12 protein-coding genes are annotated in these 12,398 nt (G+C 60.8%); 4 read left to right on the forward strand and 8 right to left on the reverse strand.

The genetic code is table 11. The features are described 5' to 3' along the window. Window positions 1-4 precede the first annotated feature (4 nt). Window positions 5-1,561, forward strand: coding sequence for an arylsulfatase (locus KUV72_RS13265; protein ID WP_222163649.1), 1,557 nt, complete (start codon window positions 5-7; stop codon window positions 1,559-1,561). 145 nt (window positions 1,562-1,706) lie between these two features. Continuing rightward, window positions 1,707-2,759, forward strand: coding sequence for a PA0069 family radical SAM protein (locus tag KUV72_RS13270; protein ID WP_222238729.1), 1,053 nt, complete (start codon window positions 1,707-1,709; stop codon window positions 2,757-2,759). A 39-nt stretch (window positions 2,760-2,798) separates the two neighbouring features. Here the strand turns inward: KUV72_RS13270 and KUV72_RS13275 are convergent, their stop codons facing one another. From KUV72_RS13275 to KUV72_RS13310, 8 genes are all read right to left on the reverse strand, one after another. Further along, a complete protein-coding gene (locus KUV72_RS13275) occupies window positions 2,799-3,494 on the reverse strand; it encodes a glutathione S-transferase family protein (protein ID WP_222238730.1) in 696 nt (231 codons plus the stop codon). 74 nt (window positions 3,495-3,568) lie between these two features. Next, window positions 3,569-4,360 (reverse strand): DUF2797 domain-containing protein, encoded by a 792-nt coding sequence (locus KUV72_RS13280; RefSeq protein ID WP_222238768.1) that lies wholly within the window; start codon window positions 4,358-4,360, stop codon window positions 3,569-3,571. A 28-nt stretch (window positions 4,361-4,388) separates the two neighbouring features. Then, entirely contained in the window at window positions 4,389-4,673 is a 285-nt protein-coding gene (locus tag KUV72_RS13285) for a YeaC family protein (protein WP_206943524.1), read from the reverse strand. A 9-nt stretch (window positions 4,674-4,682) separates the two neighbouring features. After that, window positions 4,683-5,528: a rhomboid family intramembrane serine protease gene (locus KUV72_RS13290; protein WP_222238731.1), complete on the reverse strand. Its 846-nt coding sequence runs from the start codon at window positions 5,526-5,528 to the stop codon at window positions 4,683-4,685. 200 nt (window positions 5,529-5,728) lie between these two features. Then, window positions 5,729-6,715, reverse strand: coding sequence for a metallophosphoesterase (locus KUV72_RS13295; protein WP_222163716.1), 987 nt, complete (start codon window positions 6,713-6,715; stop codon window positions 5,729-5,731). A gap of 10 nt (window positions 6,716-6,725) precedes the next feature. After that, complete coding sequence (locus KUV72_RS13300; protein ID WP_206943535.1) at window positions 6,726-7,607, reverse strand: NAD(+) kinase; 882 nt, start codon at window positions 7,605-7,607, stop codon at window positions 6,726-6,728. 71 nt (window positions 7,608-7,678) lie between these two features. Beyond that, window positions 7,679-8,548, reverse strand: coding sequence for a DMT family transporter (locus KUV72_RS13305; RefSeq protein WP_206943538.1), 870 nt, complete (start codon window positions 8,546-8,548; stop codon window positions 7,679-7,681). Between the two features lie 184 nt (window positions 8,549-8,732). After that, on the reverse strand, window positions 8,733-9,374 hold the full coding sequence (locus KUV72_RS13310; protein ID WP_222238732.1) for a YqaE/Pmp3 family membrane protein: 642 nt from the start codon (window positions 9,372-9,374) through the stop codon (window positions 8,733-8,735). Window positions 9,375-9,651: 277 nt separating this feature from the next. Between KUV72_RS13310 and KUV72_RS13315 the strand changes: the two genes are divergently transcribed. Beyond that, a complete protein-coding gene (locus tag KUV72_RS13315; protein ID WP_222238733.1) occupies window positions 9,652-11,118 on the forward strand; it encodes a dihydrolipoyl dehydrogenase in 1,467 nt (488 codons plus the stop codon). A 25-nt stretch (window positions 11,119-11,143) separates the two neighbouring features. Next, a complete protein-coding gene (locus KUV72_RS13320; RefSeq protein ID WP_206943543.1) occupies window positions 11,144-11,566 on the forward strand; it encodes a CBS domain-containing protein in 423 nt (140 codons plus the stop codon). The last annotated feature ends 832 nt before the right edge of the window (window positions 11,567-12,398 follow it).

Consider the following 12,398-nt stretch of genomic DNA (forward strand, 5'->3'; position numbering starts at 1 on the left):
GATCATGAGATTGCATTCGTCGGTATCCAGTACGCCCTGGAAGGGCATCGTGGTGGCATCGCTGGCAGCTGTCAGCCTTGCCGCAAGCATCCAGCCTGCCGCGGCTACCGAAGAGGACGATTCGTCGGACAAGCCAAACATCCTGGTGATCATGGGTGACGATATCGGCTGGTTCAACACCAGTGCCTATAACAGCGGCATGATGGGATATACCACCCCGAACATCGACAGCATTGCCGAGGAAGGTATCCGCTTTACCGATGCCTACGGACAGCAAAGCTGCACCGCGGGACGAGCCGCCTTCATTACTGGGCAGTCGCCCAAACGCACCGGACTCCTCAAGATCGGTATGCCGGGCGATCCCCTTGGCCTTCAGCCGGAAGACCCCACCATCGCTGAGATCCTCAAGCCGATGGGCTACGCCACCGGCCAGTTCGGCAAGAACCACCTGGGTGATCGCGACGAGTACCTGCCGACCAATCACGGCTTCGACGAATTCTTCGGCAACCTCTACCACCTGAATGCGGAAGAAGAACCGGAAAACCCCGACTATCCGGGTGACCCAGAATTCCGTGAACAGTTCGGCCCACGTGGCGTCATTCACTCCACCGCCGATGGCCAGATCGAGGATACCGGCCCGCTGACCAAACAGCGCATGGAAACCATCGATGAGGAATTCCTGGCCGCGACAGAGGACTTCATCGAGCGTCAGGAAGCCTCCGATACCCCCTGGTTCGTGTGGTACAACACCACCCGAATGCACATCTTTACCCACCTGAAGGAAGAGAGCGAAGGCCGCACCGGGCTGGGTGTCTATGCCGACGGTATGGTCGAACATGACGCTCTGGTGGGTCGCCTGCTCGACAAGCTCGAAGAGCTGGGCGCTGATGACAACACCATCATCATCTACACCACCGACAACGGCGCCGAGAAGTTTACCTGGCCGGATGGCGGGACCACGCCGTTCCGCGGCGAAAAGGCGACCACCTGGGAAGGCGGTATTCGCGTTCCATTCATGATGAGCTGGCCGGGCCACATCGAACCGGGACAGGTCTCCAACGAGATCCTGTCACTGGAAGACATGTTCCCGACGCTGATTGCCGCCGCGGGTGAGCCCGACATCAAGCAGAAGCTGCTGGACGGCTACAGCGCCGGAGACAAGGACTTCAACGTTCATATCGATGGCTACAATCTGCTGCCTAACCTTACCGGTGCCGAGGATGCGGGCGAGTGGCCGCGCAACACCTTCTTTGCCTTCGTCGATGACGGATCGCTGGGTGCCGTGCGCTTCGATCGCTTCAAGGCCCACTTCAGCATCCAGGAGCATGAGGGGATGGACGCATGGCGGCGTCCGCAGACCCAGCTCAAGGCCCCGCTCTTGATCGACCTGCAGGCGGACCCCTTCGAGGCGGCCCCGCTGGATTCTTCCTACTATGACGACTGGCAGCTGCGTCGCATGTATGCCTTTGGTCCGGTAGGCAAGATCGTGGCGGACTTCATGGCCACCTTTGAAGAATACCCCCAGCGCCAGGAAGCCGGCTCCTTTACGCCGAAGCAATAACGCTTCCCTGGTAAACCAACAAGAGGCCGCCCTTGGGCGGCCTCTTGTCGTTGCGCCCCCTTCCATCGCGAGCGCCAAACAACTGGATATAAAAACAGTTATCTACTAACCTATGACCATCGAAAACGGCCGAGGATCAGACCCGATGGATCCGATCAAGGGACGCGGCGCCACCTTCTCACCGGCCAACCGCTTTGCCCCGACCCGCAGCGAGGCGGAGCATGACGGCTGGTGGCAGGAGGCGATGCCCGAGCGCATCGCTACGGTAACGGCAACAGAATCCGCCAAGAGCGCCCTGTCGTGGAACCGCTCACCCGATCTGCCCTTTGACCGTTCCATCAATCCTTACCGAGGCTGTGAGCATGGCTGCATCTACTGCTATGCGCGGCCAAGTCATGCCTATTGGGACATGTCCCCCGGGATCGATTTCGAAACACGCCTGATCGCCCGAACCGGGCTGGTGGAGCGGCTTCGTGAAGAGCTGTGCAAACCACAGTACATCTGCCGCCCCATCAACCTGTCCGGCAATACCGATGCCTATCAACCCATCGAAGCCGAGTACCGCTCTACGGGGGCGTTACTCGAGCTGCTGCTGGAATGCCGACACCCGGTCACCTTGATCACCAAGAGCACGCTGATCCTGCGCGACAAGGAGGTGTTACAGGCCTTGGCGAGACGGCGGCTGGTCAAGGTCATGATCAGCCTCACCAGCCTGGATCACGATCTCAAACGGCGCTTGGAGCCCAGGGCTGCCTCGCCCAAGGCAAGGCTGAAAACCTTGCACGAGCTGGCGGCTCTCGGCATCCCCACCGGCGCCCTGATATCACCGGTCATTCCCGGATTGACCGACCATGAGCTTGAAACCTTGCTGACCGCTGCGAAAGACGCGGGAGCCAGCAGTGCAGGTTGGATGCTGCTGCGTCTACCCCATGAAGTCGCCCCATTGTTTGCAGAGTGGCTCGAGCACCATTACCCACAACGTGCAGCAAAGGTGATGAGCCTGATTCGCCAGTGTCGCAACGGACAGGACTACGACAGCCGTTTTGGTCACCGCATGCGCGGCCAAGGGGTCTTCGCCGACCTGCTCGATCAGCGCTACCGTAAGGCCTGCCGTCGCCTTGGCCTGCCACAGCGCGATGAAACGACGCTGGACACCTCCAGCTTCAGGCCTCCCCAGCGGCAGGGGTCACTGTTCTAACCCGTATCGGCTTCTCTTTGTAGCTGAACAGGCTCGGTATCAGCAGCCGCTGTCTTCCCGCAGGTCCTCAAGAATACGTCCGGTTGCGGCTATGTTGGCCTCCAAATGATCTTCCCGATGGGGCTCTTCCAGCGCCTCGCTTTGCCATTGTTGCATCGCAGGTAGCGCGCCCAGGCGCTCAAGATAGTCTCGCGCCTGACCCTCCATGGGAAGGTCGTAGGTCTGCTGCCTGAAGGCTATCGGGGCGAAAAAGGCATCCACGGCAGAAAACGCCCCGCCGCCGAGGTAAGGGCCGCCAAAGCGCGCCAAGCCATCCTCAAACAGCTCATTGAGACGTTCGAGATCTCGCAACACTTCGGGGCTCAGCTGATGGAGCCTGACGCGCAAGGCACAGTGCATTGGGCACTGCTCGCGCAGCGCGAGAAACCCTGAGTGCATCTCGGCGCAGGCACTTCTGGCCCAGGCCCGGGCCTCAGGGTCAGCGGGCCAGACGCCAGCATGGCGCTCAGCCAGATACTCGACAATGGATAAAGAATCCCACACGACCTGATGGCCATCATGCAGGCAAGGGACCCTGCCGCTGGGTGAGAAGCGACGAAAGGCGTCAAAGCTGTCGCCCTGCTCATCAAACGGATGAAAGGCCAGCTCGAAGGGGATCTCCCCCTGGCGCAGGGTCAGCCAGGCCCGCAGTGACCAGGATGACATCTGACGATTGGCAATATGCAGCACGTACATGGCACCTTTCCTTGGCCCTTACCATCAACCGCGTCATTGACTGGGGGCGATCCTGGCAAGGCGGCAGAGGAACCTCAAGCAGCGAGGGAAATCTCGTACCCGGTGTACTTGCGCAGGTTGATCACTCCGCTATCGAACATCAGGTACTGCCCCTTGATTCCCATCAAGGTACCTTCCACCACCGGATGTTTATCCAGGTTATGCGACGTCACCTTGGTGGGATGTTCCAGTACAGGGTAGGCAAAATGCCGAACGCTATCATCCAGCACCCGGATGGCATCAGCACCGAAACGCTCACGCAGGCTCGATAGCCCGCTCGATAGCCGCTCCAGCAAAAGATCACGCTCGGCCACCAGGTCCAGCTCCTCGACCTGGCCCTTGAGCATGGCTCGCCAGTTGGTGCGATCCGAGACTTCCTCCTTGAACAGCACTTCGACGAAGCCCGACTGCTGGCGCGTATCGACCTCGAGAATGGGCAGTGCCTGAATGGCACCCTGGTCCAGCCAGCGGGTAGGTACCTGAGTACCGCGGGTAATACCGACCTTGAGCCCGGAGGCATTGGACAGGTACACCACATGGGGCTGAAAACAGAAGCGTTCACCCCACTGTGGGTCACGACAGGTTCCCGCGAAGAAGTGACACAGCTCAGGCTTCATGATGCAGCTGTCACACTGGGCGAGGCGCTTGAAGCAGGGATAGCAGTGGCCCTGGCCAAAACTTTTCTTGGTGGGTCGCCCACAGTGGGTGCAGGCGATGGCGCCACTCCACTCGAGGCGCAGGGTGTGGCCCAGGTAGTCGTTGAGCGGCAGACGGTTCTCGCCGGCCTTGAGGGTGTAGCGCGCGGGGGAATCGGGTTCGACCCCCATCTTGGACAGACAACCGTGGGCAAGCACTTCAGTCACGACTGGCATCCCGGGCAAGCCCCGCCATCTCCGCAGATACCCCCGCACCACTGGCAGCCGCACCGCACGTACGCTGCTCGAGATAGCCAATACGGCTGTCCTCGGGCACGTTATTTTCATGCTCGTAGCGCATCACGGCTTCCATGCAAAGCTCGGTCTGCTCGGGGGTCAGCATCCGCCCGTCTGGCCACTTGCGCAGCGATACCGCCTGTTTCAGGCTCTGATAGATCGCCGGCGTCATTTGGGAAATCATTCGCTCGAAGGTCATGTCGCTCATGGGATCGCTCTAGTGTCGGCGTGAGGTGCGTGAATGATACCAGCCCAGTAGCAGCCCCACGAGCAATCCGCCCAGGTGCGCCTCGTTGGCCACATTGCCAAAGCCGACGAAACCCGCCAGATCGGTCATGGTGAAGATCATCCAGCCCAGCATGAACACCACCAGCATCTGGGGCACGAAGAAGCCGCTGCTGGGAGCCCGCCGAGACATCAACCAGACATACCCCAGCAGGCCAAAGTCGACGCCGGACATGCCACCAAACAGCACCGTGCCGGTGGCATATTGGGCTAGGTTGCCCGCCAGCCCCGCCAGCACGACGATGATCAGCATTCTTCCTGGCCCATTCAGGCGCTCTACCTGGCGTCCGAAGTACCACAACCACATCATGTTGAAGACCAGGTGCATCCAGCCAAAATGCAGGAAGATCGGCGACAAGGGCCGCCACACCTGCCCCGATGCCAGGGCGTCAGGAATGGTACCGACAGCAAGGGCGCCCTGACTGATGCCCAGCGGCACGATCGCCAACCAGGCAAGCACCATGTCTCCCCACACGGCGATCGCTGCAAATACCACAACGCACAGCGCCAGCGTCGCGAGCGTCACCGGATGCTGACGCAACAGCAACGCCCAATCTACCTGGCCACGCGACCTCGAGGCTGCCGGCGGAGGCATCGCCTCACCCTGTTGCCAGCGCCTGACCAGCTCGGCCGTGGCATCACGTTGCTTGAGATCGGCCAGCCACAGGGTTTGTCCCTCTTCGTCTTGCGTGATGCGATGGCTGATGCGCTGCGCCCACAGCGCCTGACGCAGTTCGCGGGTGTCGATCTCATGTGGTATCAGCAAGACCCGATACATGGCGTCTCCATGGAGTGGCGATAAACGCGCTGCACGTCATGCCTGTGTACGGGTTTCCCCATACAAATGCTGCGCATACAAAAGTCCGGCGGAGGGGGCCGCCGGACAAGAGCAAGGGATCATTCAAGGGAACACCTATTCAGACGCCCACTTGCCCAAAGGGTTCAACTCGTCGGCAAAATTTAATGTAACGCTTTGTATCAATCGAAAGTGATCTCCCGCGGCAGCGGTCGCTGGCTGACATCTCGAGGCACCGGCACCCACACAAAATGGTTGGCATCGAGTCGCGACTCGAAGCTGTAGCGATAGGCGACCAGGCGTCCGTACTTCACCGCACTGTAGTCCAGGCAGGCCACGTTGGGGGCTGGCAGCGCCGGTATCCCCTCGCACCAGTAGTGGCCAATGAACAGCGGTGGCTCATCGGGCCCATAGTAGCTGAGGGAGGCACGCTCGGCATCGCTGAGTGGACGACTCTCGAGATCGCCGGGCAGGTTGTCCGGCTGAAACACCACATCCCCCCAGGTGACGGGGCTGTTGGCCCAGAAATGGGTGCGAAAACTGCGTCGAGTAAAGCCGTCTCCCGAATGGATCGCAATGCCCTCAGGCAATGGAATGGAACCGCCACGCGTCAGGCGCTCCAGGATACGCGACTCGAGGGTGCCATGCTGGGAGGCGCGAAGCAGGAATTCCTGATCCACACGCCCGTCAGGCCGTAGCTGCTGAAAGGCCTGGACCAGAGCCGTATCCCAGCAGGCATGCACGACACGAATGCCATCCATCTCCAGATACAGCGGAATCTCTCGGAACCAGGCAAGAGCATCGTCCCACTCCTGGGGATGATCGCGATATTGCTCAAGCGTCTCCCGAATGATGCGGTTATGACGGGGCGTATGCGGACGCAGCCATTCACGTCCATGGCCTGGCGGCGCCTTCTGGGTGTAGGTCAGGGCGCTGATTTCGTGGTTGCCAAGCACAATGTAGGCTTCGCCCTCCTCTACCATGCGTCGCGCAATAGTGACCGCCAGGCGAATACGCGGTCCGCGATCGATAAGATCGCCAAGGAAGATGACCTTGCGGTGGGGGTGGCGATAGACGCCATTGCGCAGGTGATAGCCAAGACGCTCGAGCAGGGTTGCCAGGGTCGCCCCGCAGCCGTGCACATCGCCGATCAGATCGTAACCGTCCAGTCGACTCACCTCAGTCTCCCAACCTGTTGCTCCAGCCCAGTTTACTGCGCAGGACGTCGTAAAAATTGTGCCCGAGGGGGTGTACGAGTTGAACGTTCTGAGGCTTGCGGCGAATCACCAGGACATCGTCAGGCTTGGCGACGGCACGGGTCTGCCCATCGCAGCTGATGTGCGGGTAGGTCTGGTTGGTCTCACCGATATGACAGCGGATCTCGCAATCGGCATCGATGACGATGGGGCGACTCGACAGGGTGTGGGGAAACATGGGGACCAGGGTCACCACGTCGAGCTTGGGATGCATGATCGGGCCGCCACCGGACATCGCATAGGCAGTAGATCCAGTGGGTGTCGCGACAATCAGGCCGTCGCTACGCTGGCTGTAAACGAACTGACCATCAATGAACAACTCGAACTCGATCATGCGCACCGCCTTGCCCGGGTGCAGCACGATCTCGTTCAGCGCATCGCCGCTGCCGACCAACGCATCACCACGATACAGCTCGGCGTCCAGCAAAAAGCGCTGCTCGACCTCGTAATGGCCCGCCAGCACCTCCCCTACCCGGGCTTCCAGCTCGTCTGGCGAGATATCGGTCAGAAAGCCCAGCCTGCCTCGATTGACCCCTAGCACCAGGGTTCCGCTGCGGCACAGGGTGCGCGCGGCTCCCAGCAGGCTGCCATCACCGCCGACGACAATTACCAGGTCGCACAGCTCGCCAAGCATGCGCCTGCTGGCCTCGGCATGGCCTCTTTCCAACAGCGCTGACGCCGTGCGATCTTCAATGATGACGTGGTACCCGCCATCATCCAGAAACCGAATCAGGCGTTTCAGGGTCTCGACCACCTTGGCGCTGCCCAGGCGCCCGATCAGCCCGATGTTCTTGAACGATTGCATCCACGCATCCTTCCCTTGACGACCGCTCATTATGGCGAGGGGGACGCGGCGGGGCAAACGAGGCCTGACGCTTACACCAACGCTTGGCCTCGACGCCGCTGCCACCAACCATTCAGCCACAGCGAGGCGGCGATGATCGCGCCACCCAGCAGCAAGCGCGGCAGGTCAGCGTCGCGATTCCAGATCACCAGATTCACGACCAGGCCCGCGGGGATCAGCATGTTGTTCATGATGGCCAAGGCTCCGGCGTCCACCCTGACGGCGCCCAGGTTCCACAGGAAAAAACCGAGCCCTGAGGCAACCAGCCCCAGCCACAGCAGTACGCCCCATTGGGTCAAGGTCGTGGGCAGGCTGCTGCTGTCGCCCAACAGAGCAAAGGCCGGTAGCGCCACACAGGCAGCGCCAAGGTAGAACCAGGCGAACACGCTGTGACGCGGCAGTTCCTCCGGAAGCGCCGCGGACAGCCGCCGGTAACCGACCTGGCCCAGCGCAAAACAGAGGTTCGCCCCCTGGACGACAAGAAAGCCCAACCAGAAGTCCTCGTTGACGCCGTGGTAGCGAATGACCGCCGCCCCCAACACCGCCAAGCCCGCCGTGACCAGGTGAAAAGGGGTGAATCGGGAAAACGCCAGGTCGTCCAGAACAGCGATGTAAAGCGGAGTGAAGATGGTGAACAGCAGGACTTCAGGTACCGACAGCAGCAAGAACGATTGATAGAAGAAGATGTACATCACGCCCAATTGGACGGCACCCAGCGCCATCAGGATCAGGCGCTGCTGACCTGCCAGCAGGCGTGGCTTGAGCAGGGGCAGAAAGACCAGTGCCGCCAGGCTGACGCGCAGCATCACGGCAAAATAGCTGTCTACCTGGCCGGCGAGATAGACACCGATCAGCGAAAACGAAAATGCCCAAAGGACAGTGACCACGACCAGATAGCCCACCGTAAACTCCTTCCGCCTAAAAAGTTTACGGGAGTATACGCGATACCCAGCAAGCGCTGAACAGAGCCGACGAACGCGATGAGGTGCACAACGCCTCCAGCGCAGCGCCGCAGCGCCCACGCTGTCGGTTTAGAACGTCACCGCCTCTCGCCTTAGCCTCAGCGGGTGTGGCGGTGAGCTGGCATCAGTGATTGATGCGCTTCAGCCACCAGGCGCCATACAGCACGCCGGGCAACCAACCCAGCAAGGTCAGCAGAAAGGCAATGGAGACGCGGCGCGCTCCACCCTCAGTGACAGCGACGGCCAGTGGAGGGACCAACAGCACTAGCAGCATCAGCGCGAGCCTGGCTGCCGGAGACGCCATCAAGGCCGATGCCACTTGGGACTCACTATTGGTCGCCTTACCCGAGGCCTTGCTGTCCGCATCACTTACCCCCTGCTGGTTGGCCTCTGCGGTGGGTGTGTTCGAGGCCGCGTCATCTGAGGCTGGCTCACTCGACGTCTTTTCCTCGGTCCCCCCGTCTTGCTTTATCGGGGGAAGGTATTGCTCCACCCCCGACGCCTGTGACGATGGCTTGTCGGCTTCGGTCGGTGACGCCTGACGATGGGCATCAACGTCGATCTTCTGTTCCAGCCGATCCGCGCCCTCAGCCAGCACCTCGTGATAGCGCTCCCAGTCCTCCCAGTCATGGGGCGTGCCCGCCTTGGGACGGTGGTCGTTGGACTCACGAGCACGATCCCAGGCCTTTTCTTCCAGGGTGTTGGGGCGCTCTCGATCTCGTTCGCCATCAAGCCCTTTACGGGCTAGATATTCACGCGCATCCACGGATCCGTTTCCTCCTCATTCTGTCATGGTCATCGGCACGGGAGCCCAATGATCGACGCGGCAAGGCGCCTGTGTCGCCGCCCTTTGTCACGCCAGCGCCCCCAACCTCATCGAGGGCCGTCACGGGTCTGATCGTGCAAGTGTGCCAATGCAGGCTTTGATGTAACAGTGACGCCTGATCTATGGGGCAATGAGTACCTCCTGTCCTACCTTTTTGATAGAGGCTGTGCCTATGGGTTCCCTTACCCCAGGCTGCCATCGCTCAAGGAGACATATCATGCAGGAAAGACAGGTCGATATCGCAATTATCGGTGCAGGAAGCGCCGGACTCGGCGCCTGGCACGCAGCCCGCCAGCACACCGACAAGCTGGTGCTGATCGAGTCGGGGGCATTCGGCACGACATGTGCGCGGGTGGGATGCATGCCGTCGAAACTGCTGATATCGGCAGCCGATGTAGCTCACCAGGCCAACGACGCCGAGGGCTTCGGTATCAAGGTCAGCGGTGTCAGCGTCGATGGCCGGGCAGTGATGGAACGCTTGAGACGAGAGCGCGACCGCTTCGTAGGCAGCGTGATGTCGTCAATGTCCCGCATCAAGGACGAAGATCGCATCCTGGGAGCGGCCCGCTTTGAAGATGCCACCACGCTAGTGGTGGGCGAGCACACGCGCATCAAGGCCAAGCGTATTGTCATTGCCACCGGCTCTCGCCCTTCCTGGCCCGATTTCCTCAATGGTGCAGGTGATCGACTGATCATCAATGACGACCTGTTCGAGTGGCAGGATCTACCGGAGTCGGTGGTGGTCTTTGGTCCCGGCGTCATCGGGCTTGAGCTGGGCCAAGCGCTCAGTCATCTGGGCGTCAGAGTGCGCATGTTCGGCGTAGGTGGGGCGATTGGTCCGCTGGGTGACCCTGAGCTCAAGCAGGTAGCCGACAGAACCTTCAATGACGACTTTCCGCTGGATCCGGATGCCACGGTCAAACGCGTAGCGCGTGAGGGAGACCAGGTGGTGGTGACCTTCCACTGCCGCGACAGCGACACCGAAAAGAGCGAACGTTTCGACTACCTGCTGGCCGCCACGGGACGCAGACCGAATGTGGATCGCCTGGACCTTCACAAGACGGGGCTCGAGCTTAACGAGCGCGGTGTACCGCTGTTTGACCGGCTTACCATGCAGTGTCGCTTTGATGACGGCCAAGCGGCTCCGATCTTTATCGCCGGCGATGCCAATCAGGACCTGCCCTTGCTGCACGAGGCCTCCGATGAAGGACGTATCGCTGGAGACAATGCTGGTCGCTACCCGGAGATCCGAGCCGGACGGCGACGCACTCCGTTGGCAGTTGTCTTTACCGATCCACAGATGGCAAGCGCGGGGATGGGCTACGCTGAACTGAAGCGTCGGGATGAACACCTGAGCAACGTGGCCATCGGAGAGGTCTCCTTTGAGGATCAGGGACGCTCCACGGTGATGCGTCAGAACCGGGGCAAGCTGCGGCTCTACGCTGAACACGGCACAGGAATTCTCCTCGGCGCGGAAATGTTCGGCCCTCGGGCGGAACACCTGGGCCACCTGCTGGCCTGGTCCATCGACCAACGACTGACCGTTGACCGTCTGCTGGAAATGCCTTTCTACCATCCGGTGGTGGAGGAAGGCCTGAGAACTGCGCTGAGGGATCTGAATGTCAGCCTGCGCAGAGGTCCAGCCATCACCGAGCGCTGTCTGGAATGCGGCCCCGGGGCTTGACGGTCAAGCACACAGGAGAGCGGCTATGCCACACAAGGCACCTCCATCTATCGTCCGCGACATCATGTCGAAGGACTGCTACCGCGTCAGCGGCCAGACGTCCATCTCTACCCTCGCGGAAGGACTGGCGCTGCATCGATTGCCAGGTGCACCGGTCGTGGATAGCGGCGATCACCTTGTCGGCTTCATTTCGGAGCAGGACGTACTCGGCAAGGTGATAGAAAGCCTGTATCTGGACCATGAAGCCCCACTGGTCAGTGAACTGATGCGCAACGAAGTCCTTTCAGTGTCACCCACCAAGAGCATCGTCGACCTGGCCCAGGAAATGCTCGGTGCTAAGCCCAAGGTCTACCCGGTGACCGAACAGGGCCGGCTCGTCGGCATCGTGACACGTCGCGACGTGCTTAACGCGGTGCTGTCGATGCGTCGTCATCAACGCAGCGCCTGACGCACTTGCTGACTGTCCTCTTCCCCTGCTGGGTCGCCCCTGTGGGGGAAGAGGATTTTCGGTCTCCCAGCGCAGCCCCCTGAAAGATGGCGTGCCGCTTGCTCGGCCCTTCGTTTCTCGCCCTTCCTCTCTCGCCTTTCCTTTCTCACCCCGCCCTTGGCGCCAAACCAGCCCACGATGCCTTGAGCAACGTCTTATGGCAGGACTCATCCCGGTCTATTATCCTGTCGTCCGGCTATGCGCAGAAGGCTGCTTGCCCCTCGTCTCCCGCCATTCGCGCCAGGCCCTTGGTCATAAGCTCTTGGTCATAAGCTCTTGGTCATAAGCCCTTGGCCAGCCAACCTTGGCCTCTGTCGACCTACCGTCGGCGCACGCCCATGGCTCAGCTGGCCCATAAAAAAACGCCCCATGGAAGCCATGGGGCGCAACGATCGATTTAGCAAACCAGATCAACACTGCTAACGACTGCCATCGCGCATGCTGTCTGTACCACATATGACAGTCGTCACCAGAAAAGTTCTCCTTTCACCAGAATTTTTTTTCCTGCTTTCTGGAAAAACCAGCACAGAAACGCACGAACGGACATCACCCTCCCCTCCCACTGCGTACTCAGACCATGGTAGATGGCGACATCAACGCCGCTATAAAGGGCTTACCCGCCGACGCTCCTGGGGGGTGATCTCCACCGCTGCGACGGGCGGTTACCCATCGTTCGTATCGCGAGGCGCCGACACCAGCGCAGGTGGGCACTAATGCAGGTGGGTATCAACGTAGGTGAGCAAAGACGCCCCCTGCGCCGTTTTGTTGCCAGCACTCAGAGCGGCGGCGGAAA

The organism is Halomonas sp. DP4Y7-1, from assembly GCF_019800705.1.
Lineage (GTDB): Bacteria > Pseudomonadota > Gammaproteobacteria > Pseudomonadales > Halomonadaceae > Halomonas > Halomonas litopenaei_A.

What these genes read in the sequence shown, in the direction of transcription:
- KUV72_RS13265 (WP_222163649.1), top strand. Translation starts at nt 5, where the DNA reads ATGAGATTGCATTCGTCGGTATCCAGTACGCCCTGGAAGGGCATCGTG.
- KUV72_RS13270 (WP_222238729.1), top strand. Translation starts at nt 1,707, where the DNA reads ATGGATCCGATCAAGGGACGCGGCGCCACCTTCTCACCGGCCAACCGC.
- KUV72_RS13275 (WP_222238730.1), bottom strand. Translation starts at nt 3,494, where the DNA reads ATGTACGTGCTGCATATTGCCAATCGTCAGATGTCATCCTGGTCACTG.
- KUV72_RS13280 (WP_222238768.1), bottom strand. Translation starts at nt 4,360, where the DNA reads ATGGGGGTCGAACCCGATTCCCCCGCGCGCTACACCCTCAAGGCCGGC.
- KUV72_RS13285 (WP_206943524.1), bottom strand. Translation starts at nt 4,673, where the DNA reads ATGAGCGACATGACCTTCGAGCGAATGATTTCCCAAATGACGCCGGCG.
- KUV72_RS13290 (WP_222238731.1), bottom strand. Translation starts at nt 5,528, where the DNA reads ATGTATCGGGTCTTGCTGATACCACATGAGATCGACACCCGCGAACTG.
- KUV72_RS13300 (WP_206943535.1), bottom strand. Translation starts at nt 7,607, where the DNA reads ATGCAATCGTTCAAGAACATCGGGCTGATCGGGCGCCTGGGCAGCGCC.
- KUV72_RS13315 (WP_222238733.1), top strand. Translation starts at nt 9,652, where the DNA reads ATGCAGGAAAGACAGGTCGATATCGCAATTATCGGTGCAGGAAGCGCC.
- KUV72_RS13320 (WP_206943543.1), top strand. Translation starts at nt 11,144, where the DNA reads ATGCCACACAAGGCACCTCCATCTATCGTCCGCGACATCATGTCGAAG.